Below are 21,551 nucleotides of genomic sequence, written 5' to 3'. Positions count from 1 at the left end.
TTTAATGGAGTAATTAATGGCGTTTGAGCAATGGGCAGCCTTGCCTTGGGTAAAATCTCAAAAAGATAAAATTCAATGGGGCGAACTTCTAGGCAGTGGCTTAAGCATTGCTATTGCACAAGGTGTTAAGCAGCAAGACAACTTAGTGTTAATTGTTACCCCTGATACACCAAGTGCTCTGCGCCTTGAAACAGAATTAGAGTACTTGCTGCCTGATAACCCAGTAATGGTTTTTCCAGATTGGGAAACATTGCCTTATGATCACTTCTCTCCCCACCAAGATATTATTTCAGCACGTTTAGCAACACTCAACACACTGAAAAAAGAGCAACAAAGCGTGCTCATTGTGCCGGTATCAACCTTGATGCTGCGTACTGCCCCAGCATCATTTATATACGGCTCAACGCTGAACTTTAAAGTAGGCGATAGGTTAGACACCCATGCCCTGCGAGAAAATTTAGAGCAAGCGGGTTACTTACATGTGCAACAAGTCATGGAACATGGCGAATATGCCATACGCGGCTCTATTGTTGATTTATACCCCATGGGGAGTAAGCATCCATTTAGGCTCGACTTTTTTGATGATGAGCTAGATACCATCCGTTTATTTGATGTGGAAACTCAGCGCTCAGACGAAAAAGTAGACAAAATTGAGCTACTGCCTGCTCATGAGTTCCCTACTAACGAATCAGATATTGAACGTTTCAGAATAAGCTATCGTGAAAAATTTGGCGCAAGTGCTGAGCAAGACTCAGTCTACATGCAGGTCAGCAAAGGCAATTGGCCAGCAGGTATAGAATATTACATGCCGCTGTTTTTTGAAGGCTTAGCAACCATATTCGACTACTTGCCTGACTCAACAACCGTCATGCAGTTAGGGGATTTAGAGCATGCAGCGGATAACTTTTGGCACGATGTTAATGTGCGTTATGAGAACCGCCGTGTAGATCCTCTGCGTCCACTATTACCGCCCGATGAATTATATCAGCCAATTAATGAGCTGTTTTCCAATTTAGGCAATTATGGCAGCATTCGCCTATCGCAAGCAAAGCTAGGCACTAAAGCAGGTAATAAAAATCTCGCAGTTAATGAATTGCCCAATGTACGCATCGATCATAAACAACATCAACCCTACGATGCATTTATAAATTATGTGGCAGAACAAAAAAAGAAAAAAGGCCGAGTTGTCATCAGTGTTGAGTCGGACGGTCGACGCGAATCATTACTGAGTATATTAAAACCTAGCGGCTTAAAATTTAAAGAATTTGATAGCTTTGAGCAGTTTACCAACAGCAGTAATGACGTTGGTTTAATTGTCAGTCCGCTTGAGCAAAGTGTGGTGCTTAGCACTAAACCAAGTTTGAGCATTATTACCGAGCAAGAATTGCTTGGGATCAAAGTATCACAACGCAGACGTCGTAAGCACAAGTATGAAGCAAGCCAAGACGCGTTAATTCGTAACTTAGCAGAGCTTAAAGAAGGCCAACCAGTTGTGCACCTTGACCATGGTGTGGGCCGTTATCAAGGGCTGCAAACGATTGATGCCGCCGGTGTGGTGACTGAATTTGTAACTATTACTTATGCAGGTGAAGCAAAGCTTTATGTGCCGGTATCGGCACTTCATATGCTTAGTCGTTACTCAGGCGGTGAAGAGGCCAGTGCGCCACTGCATAAGCTCGGCTCTGATGCCTGGGATAAAGCGAAAAAGCGCGCCGCCGAAAAAGTACGTGATGTAGCCGCAGAGTTACTCGACATATATGCACAACGCCAAGCTAAGCCTGGTAATAAGTTTACGCTTGATGGCCAAGCTTATCGCCAATTTAGCGATAGCTTCCCGTTTGAAGAAACGGATGATCAACGTAACGCCATTGAAGCGGTACTTGGTGACATGCAGTCAAAACAAGCCATGGATCGCTTAGTATGTGGTGATGTAGGTTTTGGTAAGACCGAAGTAGCTATGCGTGCAGCCTTTGTAGCAGTTAACGATAATAAGCAGGTGGCTATTTTAGTCCCTACCACCCTACTTGCTCAGCAACACTTCGATAATTTTAAAGACCGCTTTGCTGATTTTCCAATTGAAGTGGGTGTGCTGTCGCGTTTTAATTCGACCAAAGAGCAAAAAGAAACCCTTGAAAGAATGAGTGATGGCAAGCTAGATGTGGTTATTGGCACTCATAAATTGATTCAACAAGATATCAACTTTAAAGATTTAGGTCTGTTAATTGTTGATGAAGAGCATCGATTTGGGGTTCGTCAAAAAGAAAAAATTAAAGCCCTGAGAGCAGATGTTGACATACTCACTCTGACCGCAACCCCTATTCCGCGTACATTAAATATGGCGATGAGTGGCATGCGTGATTTATCAATTATTGCCACTCCACCGGCTAAACGTTTAGCGGTTAAAACCTTTGTACGCCAACGCGACGAAGAGCTTATTCGCGAAGCGGTACTACGTGAAATTAAACGTGGCGGCCAAGTATACTTTTTACATAACAACGTAGAAACCATTGAACGTGTCGCTCAAGAAATTAGCGAATGGGTGCCAGAAGCAACAGTAACCTCTGCACATGGTCAAATGCGAGAGCAAGAGCTTGAGCAAATAATGACTGATTTTTATCATCAAAAATACAATGTTCTTGTGTGTACCACGATTATTGAGACCGGTATTGATGTGCCCACAGCAAACACCATAATTATGGATAGAGCCGATAAACTTGGTCTTGCTCAGCTACACCAATTACGCGGACGTGTAGGTAGAAGCCATCACCAAGCCTATGCTTATTTACTTACCGGCAACCCTAAGGCACTCTCTAAAGATGCGAAAAAACGTTTAGACGCGATTGCATCACTGGAAGATTTAGGTGCAGGCTTTGCCTTAGCAACTCATGATTTAGAAATTCGTGGTGCGGGTGAGTTATTAGGCGATGATCAATCAGGGCAAATGCAAACCATTGGCTTTAATTTATACATGGAAATGCTTGAGCAGGCCGTTAACGCGCTTAAAAATGGTCAAGAGCCAACCCTTGAAAATCTATTACAAAAACAAACAGAAGTAGACTTAAAGTTACCTGCCTTGTTACCTGATGATTATATTCATGATGTTAACGCGCGTTTAGGTATGTACAAGCGAGTAGCAAGTTGTGCTAACCTTGCTGATATTGATGAGCTGCAGGTAGAATTAATAGACCGCTTTGGTTTATTGCCCGATGCAGCTAAAAACTTATTTAGTTTACAACAACTAAAGATGCAAGCGAGTAATCTAGGCATAACCAAAATAGAGGCTAACCCGAAAGGGGGCTACTTTGAGTTTAGTCAAAATACTAAGGTTAATCCTAGCTTCATTATTGGTTTGATACAAAGTGCGCCACATATTTATAAGATGGATGGCGCAAATAAATTACGCTTTGCCATTAGCGAGGCGAATGCCCGTGAACGCTTAAAAATGATCACTGCTATGATTGCAGATTTCGAAAAAAAGGTTAGCCATTAATGTTGCTGAAAAAATCGCTGGTTGTTTTATGCTGCTTGTTTAGTAGTACTGCATTTGCAGAGCGTTGGTTTGAAGTAGAAGTGTTGATATTTAAACAACGCCCTGCTCCATACCTACAAGAAGACTTTAGCTTAAAGCACGACGCCATAGAAGATAAAAACACCTTAGATTTACTAAGCCCTGTTTATAAAAAACAAGCAATAGACGCGTGTATAAATGGCGATCCGCGTTTTCAAAAACGTACCTTTGCTGACACTTTAGTCAACTCAAATCCTCAGTCAGCAGCGTGTAACGACAGCATTGATTATGTAAAAAGTTACGATGTGTTACCAGTAATACCTCAAGCACCTGCACAAGAGACGATGGAGCAAACTTACCTGTTAGCCCCTGAGCAATTGCAGTTTCAATCACAACGCCAAGCTCTAAACCGCAAAGGACTAACTCCTTTATTGCATACCGGGTGGCGATTTGAGGGTGCGAGCAAGTCACGCTCGCCTAGCATTCATTTGTTTGCAGGCAGCCAATTAAAAAACAATATAAACACTGCGATTAGTTACGCCGATTCTGATTTTATTAGCTTAATAAATACGCCTGAACCACTATTTGACGAAGCTCAATCTTCCGACATGAAATGGGAGTTAGATGGGCTATTTAAAATACACTTGCGCCATTACTTATTTATTAATGCACACTTTGATATAAGTGAAAAACGTGACAATGGCGATCTAGAATCAGCCCGCTTTTCACAGTTTAGGCGAGTGTTCAGTGAAGACATTCATTATTTTGATCACCCTCGTATGGGGATGATTGTGCAAATTCGAAAATTTAATCATTAACGGTATTATTCAAGGAAAATAACAATGAAAAAATTACTTATTATTGCAGCGGCACTGAGTCTTGCTGCTTGCTCAAAAGTAAACTTAGAAAATTATGAAAAGATTAAAATTGGTATGGACAAAACAGAAGTTGAAGCTCTTTTAGGCAGTGCTGATAATTGTGTAGAAAAAACACTGCATACTAGTTGTACTTGGGGTAATGACGCTAAAAACATCGAAATTACCTTAGTATCAGACAAAGTAACGCTATACAGCAAAAAAGGGCTAACGGATAAATAAGGGTAATAAAGGAATAACCGGTGTTATTCCTCTTTTTTAGTGTCACTGGTGTAAATTAGCTCTATATTAACAATTTTACTGCGATTTAAAGTGATTTTATAGCGTTGATACAGCGCATTATCAGATTCGGTTAAAACCAATACCATATTTAATTGGTAGCGTCTTTCCACTCCCTGCTTAGAAATTTTATTATTTTCTAAATGGTAGAGCTTCCCTTCCCCCTTTTTTAAATAACGTGCAAACGGTGCAAGATTAAATTGCAGTGTTTGCTGTAAGCTATCGTAGCCTGGCAAAAATTCTTTAGCACTGACCCGCGTTTCACTAGCAAAATGCAGCCATTGCGCCGCCTGTTTATTTTGCTGACGACGCTTAGAGAAAATTTTCCTCACTTCTTTAGGGATTTTTTTAAACCGCGTGTATTCTAACCAAATAAACTGACTGGCTACTTTATCTTTTGTAATACTGTTTTTAAAAATAAAGCGCCATTTTGGACGTCCCCGCACAATAGCACGCCAAATAATACGGGTAATATCTTCTTTAAATATTTCTCTCAGCCCGTAAATAACCCCTAAAATTAAAATCAATGAAGCGGTTATTTCAGTAAAGGTAGAACGCGCATTGAGTATTACTACCATCACAAAGGCCATTATAACAGCCGTTACAGAGCCTTTTACCAAACGTTTTAAATAACTATTAAGATAGCGTGTTTGGCGCTGTAAAATCACTCCATGCTCTATTAAACGCTGTAATAGGCGCATTTTATTGGTAATTCTGTTGGCATCTTTAAGTGTCGAGTCAGAATTATATTGTTGCTCTGCCCGGTACTCACTCTCTGACTTACAAAAGTTTAATAAGTCATTTCGCTCTTTAGCGTGATCGCTACTACGCGGCCCTTCATCAAGCAGCTTTAAAAACGTTTGTTCAATCTGCCAGCTTAGGTAGTTATCAGCATTGGTATAAAACGGGATCAGCTTTTCGTTATCAGGGGTGTAACGTCTGAGTTTTCGAAGTAGACTTTGGCTTTGCTCGCAAAGCTCCATAGCCCGTTGATAAAATTCATCGCTTTCTTGAATTTTTAACGCATCTTTGATATCAGCATCAATAGCAAGGCGTACTTGATAACAATATAAATTTAGATTTTGTCGGTAATCTTGTTGCTCCCCTTTGTTTTTACTCACAAAGCGGCTTCGTACCAATGGAAGATGAATATTATTAGCGTTATAGGCTACAAAAGATTTAAATTGGTTATTAAAGTAAGACTCTTCGCTAAGGGTTTGAGCATTAATACCCATTTCATTTGGGATAGAAAAATAAAGATCGAGACGCTGCTCTGCACGCGGTGATAATTGCGGTTCAATAACAAACGATAAATTTTCGTCTTGCTTTAACAATGATGCCTCCTTTGGTTATCTACCTGAGTTTACGTGCCTCTTTAATTTTGTTCAACAAAAAAGGCCTAGTAAATACTAGGCCTTTTAATGGTTCTAATTAGTTAAAATTAGAATTTAACGTTTACACCTGCGAAGAAACGACGACCTAGTACATCGTATGTGTACGGGTCAGTATTTGAATCGTTATTACCTGTGTAGTAAGGAGGTTGCTTATCAAACAAGTTGTTTACACCTGCAGATAAAGTTACTGTGTCATTCACTAAGTAATTACCGCTGATATCATGGTAAACTACTGTTGGAGTGCTTGGTGCATAACAAGAATCTTCTTTTCCGATACATGCGAAGCTATCCATACCAGCTATGTAACGAGCTTGGTATTGTGCATCCCAGTTATCGCCTGCAACACTTACAGTTAAGTTAGATTTAAAGTCAGCATATCCACCCGTTCCTGATGTAATAATGCCTGCATAGTCAACTGGGTCACCAGTAACTTCTACAACATATTCATCTAAGTAAGTTGTGTCTAAGCTTGTTTTCCAGTTCAGGCCAGCCACTTCAAAGCTGTATGCAAGATTTAAATCAATCCCAGATGTTTTTTCAGAACCAACGTTTTGTAATTGATTATTGAATTTAACACGGCCAGTTGCATCCATAGATACGCCTGCTGACTGACAAAGTGCAGTGCTAGCATTTGCACCATTATTTAAACACTGATCAACAATATATTGGCTATCTACTTTAGTGATTGCATTTTCAATATCGATTTCATAGTAATCAAGCGTCATTGAGAAGCCGTCAAGCCATTGTGGCTCGTATACGACACCAGCAGTTAAAGTATCTGCTTCTTCAGGAGTAAGTGAATCATTACCACCCACAGTTACTTCTGCTTGGTCTTGAGCACCTGGATAATCAATTTGGTCAAACGATGGTGAATTGCCAGAGTACAACTCAGAAACCGTTGGCGCACGGAATGCTGTTGAAACGACGCTACGTAGCATTAGTTCATCATTTACTTTCCAAGTAAGACCTAGTTTCCAAGTCTCATCTGAACCAAATGTGCTGTAATCAAATGCACGAATAGCTGCACTTAATTCAACATTTTGTGCAAGAGGAGCATCTGCTAGTAGAGGTATAGCAAATTCAACATAAGCTTCGTTTACGTCAAAACCGCCGGCTGTTGGCTCAACCATAGGGTCGTTTGCAAGGCCTTGTGCAGTTAAAGAGTCAGGTGTAAACCATGCTTTTTCTTGACGACGCTCTATGCCTGCAGCAAATGCAGAGTAACCTGCTGGTAATTCGAATAACTCACCCGATACAGATGCTGAAAGAATAAACAGCTGGCTTCCGCCGTTATTAACTTCAGTGTACACATTTTTGCGGAAATCTTCAGAAACCCAAGCTGATTGATCAAGTGGGTTAAATTTACCTTCAAGGATTTGATCTTGAATAGCACCCATATTGTGTAAGTTGCTTAGCTTGTCAACAGAGTCATTACGACCGAAGTTCGCTGACACGTCCCAAGAGTAATCACCAATAAAACCTTCAGCGCCCACTACTGCACGAACAGTATCAACTGATTGTTCAAAGTAACGCGCGCCGGTGTCAGACATACGACGGCCGTAAGAAATTGCATCACCATTTACGTAATTCGTTTCTTGTGTGATGTAATTACCATCAGCATCTTTATCTAAATAGCCGTCACCATCTAAATCAACACGCTTATCATAGCTTTGACTTAATAATGAGTTACCCATAGTCGCAGTGTCGTACTCAAAATCAAACCAAACTGGCTGTGGTGCCATCTGTTGCTCTGACCAACGCTTAGTATAAGTAAACTCAGCAAATACGCTCGTGTCATCAGATAGTTCGTATGTAGCGATACCTGTTAAGTTTAAACGCTCCATTGGCGTGTAAAGGTAGCTTGCTGGTGAATAGTTATAAGCATCTTCATTAGTATAACGATGGTAATCGCCACCACGTCCTGTTACACCATTATCATTGATTAGAGATACTTGTATTTCTTCACCTTTAGCATCAAGGATAGTCCCTTTCTCGCTTGTACCATTCCAGATATGACCACCTTCATTGTATGAAGAACCAGTGCAATATAAACCGTTAGCACCTTCAGCAATTGGGCAGTTTGAGAAATCACGATCAGCTTGAGATGCTTTACCACGATCAGTGTATTGCATGCCGATAACAATGTTACCTTTATCAAATGAGCTACCAACAGTGAAATCAATTGAGTTCTCTGTTGCGTCACCTTCACCAGTAATTGCTGAATTAACATTCATGTCTAGGCCTTCAAAATTATCTTTTAGGATAATATTTACTACGCCAGCAACTGCATCAGTACCATAAACTGCAGAAGCGCCATCTTTTAGTACTTCCACTGATTTGATCATAGAAACAGGGATTGTATTTAAGTCAACAGTTGATGCTGCACCAGTACCCGATGCAATCATGCGACGACCGTTTACAAGTACTAGAGTACGACTTGAACCCAGACCGCGAAGGTCTATGCGGGCATTACCACCAGAACCATTATTAACGCCTGGGTTTGTCATTGCACCGCCTGTAGCGGTCATTTTCTGTAATACGCTATCAATACTTGTAGCGCCCATTGCTTTGATGTCGTCTGCACCGATAAGTGTAACAGGGCTTGCGTTTTCCATATCTGAACGCTTGATACGAGAACCCGTTACTTGAATTTTTTCAATTGACTTTGCTGCTTCGTCTGCAGCTAAAACCTGAACACTTGAGAACATTGGGATTGCTGCAATAACAGCTAAACCAAGAGTTGATTTTTTCATGAATGAACCCTACTTGTTGAATTTACCTAAATTGGCAACACTCACTTTTATGAGATTTTTGAGTGAGCGGGAGCAACTTAGGCGCCCTTAACTGAATGAAAACTTAACAACAGAGCAATAAAAGATCACCCTTATTTGCGTGTACACAAAAAAGGTACTATTGTTAACTATTGTTTCATTGTTAATTAATAAAAACACTTAAAAATCAATCACTAAGACAGGCTTAATCACATAAAAAACACACGTGAAATCAAATAGGTTGAGTTTGTAATCAAATGTAATTATTGGGGCAATGTGCCCTAAACAGGAAAATTAACATGTTAATCACAGATCGTTATTAAAAAGGTAAAACTAGGTGTTAATTACTAACCATATTTATGCAAGTAGATTGTTTATTTAGTCTGAATAATTTTGCTATATGCTTTAACCAGGTAAATTTTATGCTTATAGTGAATTTCGAGCTCACTACACATTAATAAAAAACAACTGTTAAATCGACGAGGGCTTTATAAATGTATTTGTGGGTAATAAAGGATGGCTATAATCTTTAAAGCAAGTAGATGTGTAAAAGGGATACTTATTATTAAGTTAAAATACTTACACTAACAGACGTGCTTCAGTTTCAGGTAACTACATGTGAGGTGAAGGTCAATGGGCTTTGCCACTAGAGTTATACGGAAATAGCGTAGTTGAAAAACCACACCATAGTGAAAACTTTCAATAAGTGACGTTAAAATAGTAATCAACATTACTACTTATGCCAGTATTTTTATTACTAGTAGTAAGTACAAGCTTCCACACCATATTTTGCTCTGAGCAAATCCCAACCATAGTATCGGCCAACCAAATATTCCCTTGCTCGGTAAACTGCAATGGAATGTAACCCATATACATAGTTACTCCCTCCAATTTAGCCGCTGTTATTGTTAGATCATTAGGTAAGTGAGCATAAATTGAAAACGGTGTCTCTGGTGATAAAGTTTCTTCGCTTAACCAAATCTTGACTTGATTTTCAAAATGACATGGTTTGTTATTTTTACACTCAGTTTGCGATTGGCTTACTTTTGCTGTTGATGTTGATCCAGAAAAGTCACAACCTAGTAAAAATAATAGAAAAGAAAGTAAGCATACTCTATATATATACATGCAAGTTCTCAAATATCGAATGTATGGGCCCAACATTTAGGGCAAGTTGGTTGATTATCGGCTTTAATGAGTGAGTAAGGTACAAATCACCTCAAAAAATAGACAGCAACTCAATAAAGTTTGATTGATGTCATATTATTACGCAATTGACCTATCTTTTTAAGGCCAAAAAATTTATCATTTCAACCGCAAAAAAAACAAGTATTTCTTGAGATTATTATCTTTAACAACCACATATTGTGGGGTTTAGATAGTATACTTTGGAATAATAGTAGGTCCTACTTTAACAAGTAGGTAATTCATTTCTAAACGCATTTATTGCAGCGGAAGCCAGAAAATGAGCCAAACAGTAGCATCACAAACTGAGTACAATTATAAAGTTGTACGCCAATTCGCTATTATGACAGTGATTTGGGGCATCGTTGGCATGGGTATTGGGGTTCTGATTGCTGCCCAACTAGCTTGGCCAGCACTTAACTTTGACACACCATGGTTAACTTACTCTCGACTTCGTCCGTTACACACGAACGCAGTAATTTTCGCATTTGGTACAAGTGCTCTCTTTGCGACGTCTTATTACGTCGTACAACGTACATGTCAAACGCGCCTTCTTTCAGATAAATTAGCCGCCTTCACCTTTTGGGGTTGGCAGTTAGTGATTGTTCTAGCAGCAATTACTCTACCTATGGGTATTTCAAGTTCTAAAGAGTATGCAGAACTTGAGTGGCCTATCGATATCTTAATTGCTGTTGTTTGGGTAACGTACGCTGTTGTATTTATGGGCACTATTGCTAAACGTAAAGTGGCTCATATTTATGTAGCTAACTGGTTCTATGCTGGTTTCATTATTACTGTTGCAGTACTTCATATTGTTAACAGCATGGCTGTTCCTGTCTCACTAACTAAATCATACTCAATTTACGCCGGTGCGGTTGATGCAATGGTTCAGTGGTGGTACGGACACAATGCTGTAGGTTTCCTTCTTACTGCTGGCTTCTTAGGTATGATGTATTACTTTGTACCAAAGCAAGCGGGTCGTCCAGTTTACTCATACCGTTTATCGGTTGTTCACTTTTGGGCACTTATCTCGCTTTACATTTGGGCAGGTCCTCACCACCTTCACTACACTGCGCTTCCTGATTGGACGCAAAGCTTAGGTATGGTGATGTCTATTATCTTATTCGTGCCGTCTTGGGGTGGTATGATCAACGGTATTATGACACTTTCAGGTGCATGGCATAAGTTACGTACTGACCCAGTACTTCGTTTCTTAGTGGTTTCATTGTCTTTCTACGGTATGTCGACGTTTGAAGGCCCAATGATGGCAATTAAATCTGTAAATGCGTTATCGCACTACACAGATTGGACAGTAGGTCACGTACACTCAGGTGCACTAGGTTGGGTTGCAATGATTTCTATCGGTGCTATCTACCACCTTATTCCTGCGTTATTCTCGCAAGGTCGTATGTACAGCATTAAATTAATCAATACACACTTCTGGTTACACACTGTGGGTGTTGTTTTATACATTGTTGCAATGTGGATTTCAGGTGTAATGCAAGGCCTAATGTGGCGTGCAGTTAACTCTGACGGTACATTAATGTACAGCTTTGTTCAGTCGTTAGAAGCCTCTCATCCTTTCTATGTTATGCGTTTCTTAGGCGGTGTATTCATCGTTACAGGTATGCTGGTTATGGCTTATAACGTTTATCGTACAGTTTCAGCGAAAAATAACTCGCTAGAACTTGATGAACAAGCGCAGTTAGCATAACGGAGTCAGATAATGAGCAATAAAAATTCGCAAAATAAACACGAAATTATCGAGAAAAATATCGGCCTTATGGCCATCTTGACTGTTTTCGCAATCAGCTTTGGTGCATTGGTAGAAATTACTCCGCTAATGTTCCAAGACGACACAACTAAACCCGTTGATGGGTTACGCCCGTTAAATGCACTAGAGTTTGAAGGTCGTGACATCTATGTGCGTGAAGGTTGCGCTAACTGTCACTCACAGATGATTCGTCCATTTCGTGATGAAGTCGAGCGTTACGGTCATTACTCGGTTGCGGGTGAATCAGTATGGGATCACCCATTCCTATGGGGCTCTAAACGTACTGGTCCTGACCTTGCACGAGTAGGTAAACGTTACTCAGACGACTGGCATTATGCGCACTTAGTTGATCCTCGTGCAGTGGTTCCTGAGTCGAATATGCCAGGCTTCCCTTGGTTAGCAGAGAACACGCTTGATACAAGCTTAACTCTGAAAAAGCTACAAATTTTCCGTGACACGTTTGCTATTAACCCAGAAAACCCAAAACACCCGGGTTTAGGTTACGGCAGTGACGAGGAATTAATCGCTGACATTGCTAAAGTTGACGCAATGAATGACGGTAAAGGTGCAACAGAGATGCAAGCCCTTATTGCTTATTTGCAACAACTTGGCACACATTTGAAGTAGATTATTATGGACTACGGGACATACAGAGGCATTTTGACTCTGGTAATTTTAGTATTATTTATTGTGATTGTTGGATGGGCATATAGTAAGCGCAGTAAAAGTCGTTTTAAAGACGCTGCTAATGTCATATTTGAAGATGAAAAAAAACACAACAATACACTCTCTAACGAGGAAAAGGGGTCTGAGAAATGACTAGCTTTTGGAGTATATGGGTTATTGTATTAACCCTTGCATGCTTAATCATTATCTTTGGTCTACTAGTTTGGAACTTAAAAAACTATGTAGGCGTAAAAGAAGGTGAAAGCTGTGGACATGAGTTTGACGGCATTGAAGAATTAAACAATCCACTACCAAAATGGTGGACATACATGTTCTTCGCAACGTTTGTATGGTCTGTTTATTACTTAGCAGCTTACCCAGGTTTAGGTAACTGGGAAGGCTTAGCAAAGTGGACCAGCTCAAACCAAGGTGTTACTTCTTTAACTGAATCGAAAGAAGCAGTCATTGATGCTAAAGAAGATGGCCGCTTTGTAAAGCTAGATGCAGAATATCGTGCTGCTGAAGAGCGTTTTGGCCCAATTTTCAATGAATTGGCACAAATCCCTGTTACTGATTTAGTAGAGTCTAAATTTGCTGGTGATGCAGCACAACAAGTAGCACTAGAAAACGGTACTAAGCATGAGCAAACGCAAGGTCAACTAGCGGTTGAAATTGGTCAGCGCTTATTTGCTCAAAACTGTGCACAGTGTCATGGCTCTGATGCTCGAGGTGGTACTGGCTTCCCTAACCTAACAGACAAAGATTGGTTATACGGTGGTACACCTGACAAAATCAGAGAAACATTACTTTTAGGCCGTGTTGCAGCAATGCCACCTTGGGGTGATGCATTAGGTGAGCAAGGCGTTAAAGAAATGACAGCTTATGTACTTAGCCTATCTGGTCGTACTGTAAACCAAAAAGATGCCGATGCAGGTAAAGCGAAATTCGCGATGTGTGCAGCATGTCATGGTGCAGATGGTAAAGGTTCAGTAGCGCACAACTTACCGTTTGGTGCACCAAATCTAACTGATAACATTTGGTTATACGGTGGTTCTCAACGTGCAGTTGAAGAAACACTTAACCATGGCCGTGCTGGTGTAATGCCTGCTTGGAAAGAGATTTTAGGCGAAGATAAAATTCACCTATTAACTGCTTACGTTTACAGCTTATCGCAAGATAAATAACGATAAAGTTAACAAAACGTTTCAGTTTTAATCTTTTTATTTCAATAGATTAATACAGATCAAAAAAGCCTCCACTCGGAGGCTTTTTTTTAGTCTTTTCGTTCTATTTATTATAATATAGCCGCACATTAATTAATTTTAGAGCGACTATGCAACCGACTCCGTGGTATAAAAATTTTTGGCCTTGGTTTTTAATCTTCTTTCCATTAGCTGCAATTATTGGCTGCATTAGTTTATTTATTACAGCCATTGGTAACGGCCCAGATATGGTTGTGGACGATTACTATAAAAAAGGCAAAGCAATCAACTTAGAGCTGATCAAGTTTGATAAAGCAAAAGCCTTGTATTTACATGGTGACCTAAATGTATCTGATGAGCGAGTAAGCTTTAAATTTACTAAAGGCGATACCAGTAATATTCACGCGCTAAAATTATCGTTTTTTCATCGCACTATAAAAGCACATGATTTTGAAGCTACCCTCACTCCAAATGCTAATCAAGAGTTTACTGCATTATTAGAAAGCTACACGCCTGGTGCTTACTCAGTGTTTATTGAACCCGTTGATGCTAGTTGGAAAATGAAAGAAAGTATTACTTTACCAACCACAGCCACCGTTTTAGTTACTCCTAATTATAAGTAGTATTTAGTATGTCTAAAAATTGCTTTCATTGTCTTGAAAGTGTGCCGGCAGGGTTTAACGCACACGTTATTATAGACAATACCGCTGAGCCAATGTGTTGCATTGGCTGTCAAGCGGTTGCTCAAAACATCATTGACCAAGGAATGACCGACTACTACAAATACCGCACCGTAAGTGCCGGCAAAGTAGAGCAACTTGTCCCTGAACAGCTCGCTTTTATTAAAAGCTATGACAATGAAGATATCCAAGATGAGTTTATTAGCACGCATAACGACAACTCTGAGGTATTACTGAGTGTTGAGGGTATAACCTGCGCCGCCTGTGCATGGCTAATTGAAAAGCAATTATTGAACCTTAAATCGGTAAAACGCGTTGATGTAAATACCTCAACAAATCGTGCCATGATCCACTGGGATAAAAGTGCCACGCCTTTAAGTGAGCTAATTACCTCATTGGCTGAAATAGGCTATAAAGCTTACCCCTTCCAATCAGATTTAGAAGCCCAGCAAAAGCAACAAACAGCCAAAGCGTATATTCGCCGCCTTGGTGTCGCAGGCTTGATGACCATGCAAGTAATGATGTTTGCCTTTGCAATGTACTTCGGCATGTTCTCTGGAATGGATAGCAACTTTGAACAGTACTTTAGATGGATCAGTTTAATTCTAGCCACTCCAGTCATTTTATACAGCGCCCTTCCCTTTTTAAGTAACGCAATTAACGGCTTAAAGGCAAAGCAGCTGAATATGGACTTACCAGTATCATTGGCTATTTTTGGTGCTTATGGCGCCAGCTGTTATGCCACCGTAATGGAAGTAGGCGAAGTTTACTTTGAATCTATTTGTATGTTTACCTTTTTACTCTTACTAGGTAAATACTTAGAATTTAGAGCGCGTTTAAAGGCCAGTGAATTCACTGCCAACTTGCAAAAGTTGTTACCCCTTACTGCACGTACGCTCGATGAGCAAGGTAATGAGCACATCATTGCCGCCAAAAAACTCAAACTTAACGATATTGTGTTAATAAAGGCTGGCGAAACCATTCCTGCTGATGGCATATTGGTTAAAGGCAGTACCAGTGTTGATGAGTCTATGATGACCGGCGAACATCAACCAGTACGAAAGTATATTGATCATAATGTGTATGCAGGCACGGTTAATCATGATGGTATTATTGAAATAAAAATCAATAAACTAGGCCAAAACACCCTACTTAATCAAATTATTCGCCTGCAACATAACGCCCTAACAAAACGCCCAAGACTGGTTGAAATTACCGACAAAGTAGCGCAGTGGTTTGTTGCTGTATTATTGGTGTTTGCCTCTCTAACCGCCATTGGTTGGTACCAGGTAGACCCTGATGTTGCTTTTTGGATCACTATATCGGTGTTAGTGGCCACTTGCCCGTGCGCATTAAGCTTAGCAATTCCCACCGCATTAACGTGTGCTGTAGCAACCTTAACCCGCAAAGGTATACTAATTAAGCAAGCACATGTGCTAGAAACTCTATCAAAGCTCACTTTATTTGCCTTTGACAAAACAGGTACGCTTACACAAGGTAAATTTAGCCTCGACGTGGTTGACATACTTGATGATAACTACAGCAAAGAGCAAATTCTTGATATTGCAGCCCAGCTTGAAAGTTACTCTGAACATCCTATTGCCAGTGCATTTAAGGAGTTTAAAGGGCAACGTAAATTTGACGATGTACAACTGCACCCAGGCATTGGGATAAGCGCTCAGTTCGATAATACCCATTACGCTATTGGTAAAAGTGGCTGGTTTGACACAAAAAAAACCAACGCACAAGCAACGCTTTACATAAACAAGCAGGCTGTTGCACGCTTTTACTTTGTAGATAAAGTTAAAGCTGATGCCGATAAGCTCATTAATGTTTTACAAGCGGCTAACCTTAGTTGCCATATGCTAACTGGTGATGCATCTGATGCCGGTGCCAAAGTCGCTAAAAAATTAAAGCTTGATTCAGTACTTGCAAGCTGCAGTCCAAAAGATAAACAAGTCGCAGTTGAACGCTGGTCATCGCAAGGTGAAATTGTTGCTATGGTTGGTGATGGCGTAAACGACAGCCCAGTATTTGCCAGCGCCCATTTATCTATCGCCATGGAAACCGGTGCCGATATATCTAAAAATAGTGCTGATGTTGTATTGCTAAACAGTGACTTAGCTTCTATCTCGCATTTGTTAACTATTGCTAAACAAACACGACGTATAATTAAGCAAAACTTGGCGCTTTCTTTATTATATAATGGCTCTATATTACCGCTAGCGGCTATGGGCTTAGTTGCGCCATGGATGGCCGTTATTGGTATGTCTGCCAGCTCTATTATTGTGATATGTAATTCACTAAGGCTATTAAAGTTATGAGCATAATTTATATTTTAGTTCCTATCGCTATTTTGTTTGTATTAATTGCTATTGGCGTATTTTTTTGGGCAGTAAAAGGCGAGCAATTCTCTGATTTAAACAAGCAAGGCCATAGTATTTTGTTTGAAGACGACAAAGAGCAGCACAATAAAAGTAATGATTGACCCTATTTTTGTTAGCGCTTTTTTAATGGGCTTAATTGGCAGTGGTCATTGCATTGCTATGTGTGGTGGTATTGCCAGCTCATTGCAACTTGCCAGCAATAAACGTCAAACGTGGTTATATTCTTTAGCTTATAACAGCGGTCGAGCTTTAAGTTATATGCTAGCAGGAGCCCTTGTTGCGGGTATTAGTAGCCAGTTTGCTACGCAAAATTCTGCCTTTTCATTATTTTTGTCATTTTTAGCCGGTATTTTTATGTTACTGGTTGGCGTTTATATTATGCGCCTAGCCGCCACCTTACAGTGGCTCGAAAAACTAGGTAAAACCCTCATTTGGCAGCACTTAATTAAACTTAATAAGTATTTAATGCCCATTGATTCGCCTCTAAAAGCGCTTGGTTATGGTGCGTTATGGGGCTGGTTACCGTGCGGTTTAGTATATTCTGCACTTACTTGGGCAATGACCAGTGGCAGTGCCATTAATGGTGCTTTAGTTATGCTGGCATTTGCCCTAGGCACATTTCCTGCCATGATCACCTTAGGCATGGCTGCACAAAAGCTAAATACGCTTTTTAATCACCCATGGACACGAATAACATTAGGCAGTGTTATCATTTGGTATGGTATCTACCTCCTGATCATTGCAACAGATAAGCTAGTGCATTAACATTATAAAATGTCGTGCATAGAAATTTAACGGATTGAACTTATGGATTTTTCTCAAAGTCGTGCTAAAGGTAATTGTGCCATTAGCTGTAATAACTGCAGTATTAGCCAGTTATGTTTACCATTTTCTTTAAATGGCCAAGAAATGGATAAACTTGATGAGATCATTGAGCGAAAAAAACCATTACACAAGGGTGACTACTTATTTGAATCGGGCGCGCCTTTAAATGCAATTTTTGCGGTTCGTTCAGGTTCGTTTAAATCGTATACTTTGTCTGAGCAAGGCGATGAACAAATTACCGGCTTTCACTTAGCTGGCGACCTTGTTGGGTTTGATGCCATCAATAAAATGCAGCACCAAAGCTTTTCTCAAGCACTAGAAACCTCAATGGTATGTGAAATCCCCTTTGATACACTTGACGAACTCGCTGGTAAGTTGCCTAAGCTTCGCCAACAAATTATGCGTTTAATGAGTAGTGAAATAACCTACGACCAAGAAATGCTGCTTTTACTCAATAAAAAGTCTGCCGAAGAACGTCTAGCGAGTTTTATTTATAATTTATCAGAGCGTTTTGGTGAGCGTGGTTTTTCACGTAAAGAATTTAGATTTACCATGACCCGCGGTGAAATTGGCAACTACCTTGGTTTAACTGTTGAAACCATTAGCCGTTTATTGAGTCGTTTTCAAAAAGCTGACTTAATTAAAGTAGAAGGTAAGTTTATTACTATTTTAGATAATGACGCGCTTGCGAAAACAGCTGCGATTGTAAAGCCACGTTAATAAATCAATAAATTGATATAGAACAATAATCTTAGTGCTCCTCCCTTTAACTGTTTTGTATTTGCGTTACACTGAATGTATAACTGTTAAGTGAATGGAGTAGCACAATGAAAACGATTAAACGTATTATCGCGGTTATTGACCCAACTAAAGACGATCAAAATGCCCTCGCGCGTTCAATAGATTTAGCCAAAAAATCGGGTGCGAGCATTACCGCCTTTATGACGGTTTACGATTTTTCTTACGAAATGACCACTATGTTATCAGGCGATGAACGTGAAGCAATGCGTCAAGCCGTCCTCAAAGATCGCGAGCTATGGCTTAAAGATCTAATCTCTCCTTATCAAAATATTAATATTGATACTCAAGTTATTTGGCATAATCGCCCATACGAGGCAATAATTAATACCGTTATCAATGATAAATACGACTTGGTTATCAAAGGTACTCATCAACACGGTACGCTTAAAGCGGTCATTTTTACTCCTACAGACTGGCATTTAGTAAGAAAATGCCCAACGCCCGTTTTATTTGTCAAAGATATGCAATGGCCAGCACAGGGGAATATTTTAGCTGCAGTAAATGCAGTCAGTGAAAATGAGCAGCACTTATCACTTAATAAACGCATAATTAAAGATGCACAATTTTTATGTGAACTGGCTAATGCTAAACTTAACTTAGTCAATGCCTACCCTGCTACACCAGTAAATATTGCGATAGAAATCCCAGAATTTAACCCTGGGCTTTACAATGAATCAGTTAAAAAACATCATATTGAATCAACCAATGAACTAGCTAACGAGTTTAACCTAACCTCTGATCAATGCTTTATTGAAGAGGGATTGCCAGAAGATGTGATACCGGATGTTGCAAATCGTTTAAATAGTGAGTTAGTGGTTATTGGCACTGTAGGACGTACCGGCTTAAGTGCTGCATTAGTGGGTAACACCGCTGAGCATGTTATTGACAGCCTCGATTGTGATGTACTTGCATTGAAACCTGACGGCTATGTAAGTCCACTCGCAGAAAGTTAACGTTTGCTGTAGCTGTGATATTGCATATGGCATATAATACGCCCCTTTATTTTTAGCAATTAATTTTGCCGTACTGTTTATAAGGGGGCGTAGTGTCTCATTCTGCTCAAGCCAAAGCTCAACACAACTTAAATAAGCTTCAAAAGCGTTTACGCCGCCTCACAGGTCAAGCTGTCATGGATTTTAACATGATAGAAGAAGGTGATCGTATCATGGTGTGCTTATCTGGCGGAAAAGACAGTTACACTATGCTCGATATGCTGCAACATTTACAGCGTGTTGCCCCTATTAAGTTTGACCTTTTTGCGGTTAACCTTGACCAAAAACAACCAGGCTTCCCTGAGCATGTACTGCCTGAATACCTTGATAATTTAAATATTGAATACAAAATTGTCGAAGAAGATACCTACAGTATTGTTACCGATATTATTCCTGAAGGTAAAACAACGTGCTCACTTTGCTCTCGCTTACGCCGTGGTATTTTATATCGTACGGCTAAAGAGCTAGGCGCTACTAAAATCGCACTGGGTCATCACCGTGATGACATGATAGAAACCTTGTTTCTAAATATGTTTTACGGCGGAAAACTCAAAAGTATGCCAGCTAAACTAATGAGTGATAACGGCGAGCACATGGTTATTCGTCCGTTGGCTTATTGTAAAGAAGCCGATATAAGCAAATATGCGTTTAGCCAAGGCTACCCAATCATTCCGTGTAACTTATGTGGCTCACAAGAAAACTTACAGCGTAAGCACACCAAGAACATGCTAGAGCAATGGAATAAAGAGCACCCAGGGCGTATAGAAAGTATTTTTACTGCAATGCAAAATGTTGTACCTTCGCATTTAGCTGATAACCAATTGTTTGATTTTGCTAATCTGCAAACCGGTGATGTTATTGATGGTGGCGATATCGCGTTAGATAAACCAGATATTCCAAAAGCGCCAGTTAATTCTGAACAAGATGAAACAAACCAAGCCGACGTGGTTACCATTAATTTAAGCTAATTTTTAAGGGTTTGCAGTAATGCAAACCCTTCGCTCTGTTTTATGCTGCTACTTACCGGCAGCTAATCCTTGTAAAAACTCTAAACTCTGCATTTCTTGTTTATTCGCCTGATAAGGCAGCTGCTGTAAGCTATCGTAAGCAAAATCTTCAATAGTAAACTCACTCACTTTACTTTGCCCAAAGCTGTTTCGCTCACCTGGGCTTGGCGACATACGTTCAATAACAAAGTCGCTCAACCGCAAATCATTCGTTTGCGTAGGCAAAACAGACCAATGCGCTTTAAAATCAATTTGTTCGCTGCCCTCATTTAAACGAGCTTTAGCAACTAAATGTGCTAATGGCGAAGTACCACTGTATAAGTTAGCTCTTAGGCGATATAAGCCACTTTTTATCACTGTTAAGTTAGCAGGCACTATCATATTATCATAACGTGGATATGCGTTATCAAAGCTAGTTAGGGTTGCACTAGGCGGCATATATTGTATTTGTGCCACCACAGGGACCATTTTACCCGCAATGTTGGCTTCAACTAATAACTGTAAATTGCGAGGATAGTCTTCCTCACCTTTAAACGTAATTGCTAGCTCATTGTCACGAGCAACACCACTGTGTGTTTTTAACGGCTGTTTGGTATCCGTATCACTGAGTGTTATCTGTGCTTTACCTAAATTTTGTGCGCTTATGGTTAATTCAATTGCTTGCGGATAGACATAGCGATATTGAGATAAACTTAAGGTTAACTCCCCGCCTTGCTCTCCTACTGGGCTAGTAACCGGGAAAAACTGATTTGGCTTTAGCCGGTCGTCATCATATACCGTTAAAGGTTGCGAATAAGGCGGGAATACTAAGTTTTGTTGATATTGCTGCGCCACCGCCGATGCTGCTTTAGCTATATCTTCATTAAACTCATGCTGCTCTTTAGGCATTTTTTTTATGCTTGATTTAACATCTAGTACCTTAGGTTTTACCGGCATAGCAACAAATTCAGGTGTTTTCGTATGCTCTTTAGCTGTTGTTTGCGACACTGAATAACTAGCATTGCCTTTACCTAAAAACCACATCAAGCCGGTAACTATTATTACTAAAACAATAACGTAGGATTTTTTCATTGTTATTTATCCTATAAATACTAGGGTCTGTTGACCTTTCAAGGTTGAATTTGCAGCAGTCTGTTTGGTATTTAGGCAAGGCAGAGCCTATGTGGTGTGGTTATTCTCCATAAATAGGCGATAACGCAGCATCA

Annotated in this window: 18 protein-coding genes; 14 read left to right on the top strand and 4 right to left on the bottom strand. The window is 40.0% G+C overall.

Annotated elements, in window-relative coordinates:
• The first annotated feature begins 16 nt into the window (after nt 1–16).
• From mfd to CWB78_RS16200, 3 genes are read left to right on the top strand one after another with little or no spacing between them, the layout of a single operon-like run.
• The gene (gene mfd, locus CWB78_RS16210; protein ID WP_138596474.1) at nt 17–3,490 is read left to right on the top strand and encodes a transcription-repair coupling factor; all 3,474 of its coding nucleotides are present in this window, start codon (nt 17–19) and stop codon (nt 3,488–3,490) included.
• Nucleotides 3,490–4,326, top strand: a complete 837-nt coding sequence (locus CWB78_RS16205; protein WP_138596472.1) for a peptidoglycan binding protein CsiV — start codon at nt 3,490–3,492, stop codon at nt 4,324–4,326. The genes mfd and CWB78_RS16205 overlap by 1 nt, the downstream gene beginning before the upstream one ends.
• A 24-nt stretch (nt 4,327–4,350) precedes the next feature.
• Nucleotides 4,351–4,605, top strand: a complete 255-nt coding sequence (locus CWB78_RS16200) for a lipoprotein (protein WP_036983007.1) — start codon at nt 4,351–4,353, stop codon at nt 4,603–4,605.
• A gap of 23 nt (nt 4,606–4,628) precedes the next feature.
• Here CWB78_RS16200 and CWB78_RS16195 read toward each other — a convergent pair whose 3' ends face one another.
• The 3 genes from CWB78_RS16195 to CWB78_RS16185 form a co-directional block, all read right to left on the bottom strand.
• A complete protein-coding gene (locus CWB78_RS16195) occupies nt 4,629–5,996 on the bottom strand; it encodes a hypothetical protein (protein WP_010389605.1) in 1,368 nt (455 codons plus the stop codon).
• A gap of 107 nt (nt 5,997–6,103) precedes the next feature.
• Complete coding sequence (locus CWB78_RS16190; protein ID WP_138596470.1) at nt 6,104–8,809, bottom strand: TonB-dependent receptor; 2,706 nt, start codon at nt 8,807–8,809, stop codon at nt 6,104–6,106.
• A gap of 717 nt (nt 8,810–9,526) precedes the next feature.
• Complete coding sequence (locus tag CWB78_RS16185; protein WP_138596468.1) at nt 9,527–9,955, bottom strand: hypothetical protein; 429 nt, start codon at nt 9,953–9,955, stop codon at nt 9,527–9,529.
• 337 nt (nt 9,956–10,292) lie between these two features.
• Here CWB78_RS16185 and ccoN point away from each other — a divergent pair, with 337 nt between their 5' ends.
• The 11 genes from ccoN to ttcA all read left to right on the top strand — a co-directional run bounded on the left by ccoN (nt 10,293) and on the right by ttcA (nt 20,307).
• Nucleotides 10,293–11,726, top strand: coding sequence for a cytochrome-c oxidase, cbb3-type subunit I (ccoN, locus tag CWB78_RS16180; protein WP_010389600.1), 1,434 nt, complete (start codon nt 10,293–10,295; stop codon nt 11,724–11,726).
• Nucleotides 11,727–11,738: 12 nt separating this feature from the next.
• Nucleotides 11,739–12,413 carry a cytochrome-c oxidase, cbb3-type subunit II gene (gene ccoO / locus CWB78_RS16175; protein WP_008109817.1) on the top strand — a complete coding sequence of 225 codons (675 nt, stop codon included), beginning with the start codon at nt 11,739–11,741 and terminating at the stop codon, nt 12,411–12,413.
• 6 nt (nt 12,414–12,419) lie between these two features.
• Nucleotides 12,420–12,605, top strand: coding sequence for a cbb3-type cytochrome oxidase subunit 3 (locus tag CWB78_RS16170; RefSeq protein ID WP_010389598.1), 186 nt, complete (start codon nt 12,420–12,422; stop codon nt 12,603–12,605).
• Nucleotides 12,602–13,636 (top strand): cytochrome-c oxidase, cbb3-type subunit III, encoded by a 1,035-nt coding sequence (gene ccoP / locus CWB78_RS16165; RefSeq protein WP_010389597.1) that lies wholly within the window; start codon nt 12,602–12,604, stop codon nt 13,634–13,636. The genes CWB78_RS16170 and ccoP overlap by 4 nt, the downstream gene beginning before the upstream one ends.
• Nucleotides 13,637–13,785: 149 nt before the next feature.
• Nucleotides 13,786–14,277 carry a FixH family protein gene (locus CWB78_RS16160; RefSeq protein ID WP_010389596.1) on the top strand — a complete coding sequence of 164 codons (492 nt, stop codon included), beginning with the start codon at nt 13,786–13,788 and terminating at the stop codon, nt 14,275–14,277.
• An 8-nt stretch (nt 14,278–14,285) separates the two neighbouring features.
• A complete protein-coding gene (locus tag CWB78_RS16155; RefSeq protein ID WP_055011774.1) occupies nt 14,286–16,658 on the top strand; it encodes a heavy metal translocating P-type ATPase in 2,373 nt (790 codons plus the stop codon).
• Nucleotides 16,655–16,822, top strand: a complete 168-nt coding sequence (ccoS, locus tag CWB78_RS16150) for a cbb3-type cytochrome oxidase assembly protein CcoS (protein ID WP_008109812.1) — start codon at nt 16,655–16,657, stop codon at nt 16,820–16,822. Before CWB78_RS16155 ends, ccoS begins: the two co-directional genes overlap by 4 nt.
• The gene (locus CWB78_RS16145; protein WP_138570897.1) at nt 16,815–17,486 is read left to right on the top strand and encodes a sulfite exporter TauE/SafE family protein; all 672 of its coding nucleotides are present in this window, start codon (nt 16,815–16,817) and stop codon (nt 17,484–17,486) included. The genes ccoS and CWB78_RS16145 overlap by 8 nt, the downstream gene beginning before the upstream one ends.
• A gap of 42 nt (nt 17,487–17,528) precedes the next feature.
• Complete coding sequence (locus CWB78_RS16140; protein ID WP_010389589.1) at nt 17,529–18,266, top strand: FNR family transcription factor; 738 nt, start codon at nt 17,529–17,531, stop codon at nt 18,264–18,266.
• 107 nt (nt 18,267–18,373) lie between these two features.
• Nucleotides 18,374–19,300 carry a universal stress protein UspE gene (uspE, locus tag CWB78_RS16135; protein ID WP_138596466.1) on the top strand — a complete coding sequence of 309 codons (927 nt, stop codon included), beginning with the start codon at nt 18,374–18,376 and terminating at the stop codon, nt 19,298–19,300.
• Nucleotides 19,301–19,392: 92 nt separating this feature from the next.
• Nucleotides 19,393–20,307 (top strand): tRNA 2-thiocytidine(32) synthetase TtcA, encoded by a 915-nt coding sequence (gene ttcA, locus CWB78_RS16130; protein ID WP_138596464.1) that lies wholly within the window; start codon nt 19,393–19,395, stop codon nt 20,305–20,307.
• Between the two features lie 48 nt (nt 20,308–20,355).
• Here ttcA and CWB78_RS16125 read toward each other — a convergent pair whose 3' ends face one another.
• Nucleotides 20,356–21,417 carry a hypothetical protein gene (locus CWB78_RS16125; protein ID WP_138596462.1) on the bottom strand — a complete coding sequence of 354 codons (1,062 nt, stop codon included), beginning with the start codon at nt 21,415–21,417 and terminating at the stop codon, nt 20,356–20,358.
• Nucleotides 21,418–21,551 lie beyond the last annotated feature (134 nt).

Source organism: Pseudoalteromonas sp. S1612 (assembly GCF_005887175.1).
Classification (GTDB): domain Bacteria; phylum Pseudomonadota; class Gammaproteobacteria; order Enterobacterales; family Alteromonadaceae; genus Pseudoalteromonas; species Pseudoalteromonas undina.
This window is presented reverse-complemented; position numbering and strand designations above follow the sequence as displayed.

Bases quoted from the DNA above. Each gene is read 5' to 3' on its own strand.
- mfd (WP_138596474.1), top strand. From the start codon at position 17: ATGGCGTTTGAGCAATGGGCAGCCTTGCCTTGGGTAAAATCTCAAAAA.
- CWB78_RS16205 (WP_138596472.1), top strand. From the start codon at position 3,490: ATGTTGCTGAAAAAATCGCTGGTTGTTTTATGCTGCTTGTTTAGTAGT.
- CWB78_RS16200 (WP_036983007.1), top strand. From the start codon at position 4,351: ATGAAAAAATTACTTATTATTGCAGCGGCACTGAGTCTTGCTGCTTGC.
- CWB78_RS16190 (WP_138596470.1), bottom strand. From the start codon at position 8,809: ATGAAAAAATCAACTCTTGGTTTAGCTGTTATTGCAGCAATCCCAATG.
- CWB78_RS16185 (WP_138596468.1), bottom strand. From the start codon at position 9,955: ATGTATATATATAGAGTATGCTTACTTTCTTTTCTATTATTTTTACTA.
- ccoN (WP_010389600.1), top strand. From the start codon at position 10,293: ATGAGCCAAACAGTAGCATCACAAACTGAGTACAATTATAAAGTTGTA.
- ccoO (WP_008109817.1), top strand. From the start codon at position 11,739: ATGAGCAATAAAAATTCGCAAAATAAACACGAAATTATCGAGAAAAAT.
- CWB78_RS16170 (WP_010389598.1), top strand. From the start codon at position 12,420: ATGGACTACGGGACATACAGAGGCATTTTGACTCTGGTAATTTTAGTA.
- ccoP (WP_010389597.1), top strand. From the start codon at position 12,602: ATGACTAGCTTTTGGAGTATATGGGTTATTGTATTAACCCTTGCATGC.
- CWB78_RS16160 (WP_010389596.1), top strand. From the start codon at position 13,786: ATGCAACCGACTCCGTGGTATAAAAATTTTTGGCCTTGGTTTTTAATC.
- CWB78_RS16155 (WP_055011774.1), top strand. From the start codon at position 14,286: ATGTCTAAAAATTGCTTTCATTGTCTTGAAAGTGTGCCGGCAGGGTTT.
- ccoS (WP_008109812.1), top strand. From the start codon at position 16,655: ATGAGCATAATTTATATTTTAGTTCCTATCGCTATTTTGTTTGTATTA.
- CWB78_RS16145 (WP_138570897.1), top strand. From the start codon at position 16,815: ATGATTGACCCTATTTTTGTTAGCGCTTTTTTAATGGGCTTAATTGGC.
- CWB78_RS16140 (WP_010389589.1), top strand. From the start codon at position 17,529: ATGGATTTTTCTCAAAGTCGTGCTAAAGGTAATTGTGCCATTAGCTGT.
- uspE (WP_138596466.1), top strand. From the start codon at position 18,374: ATGAAAACGATTAAACGTATTATCGCGGTTATTGACCCAACTAAAGAC.
- CWB78_RS16125 (WP_138596462.1), bottom strand. From the start codon at position 21,417: ATGAAAAAATCCTACGTTATTGTTTTAGTAATAATAGTTACCGGCTTG.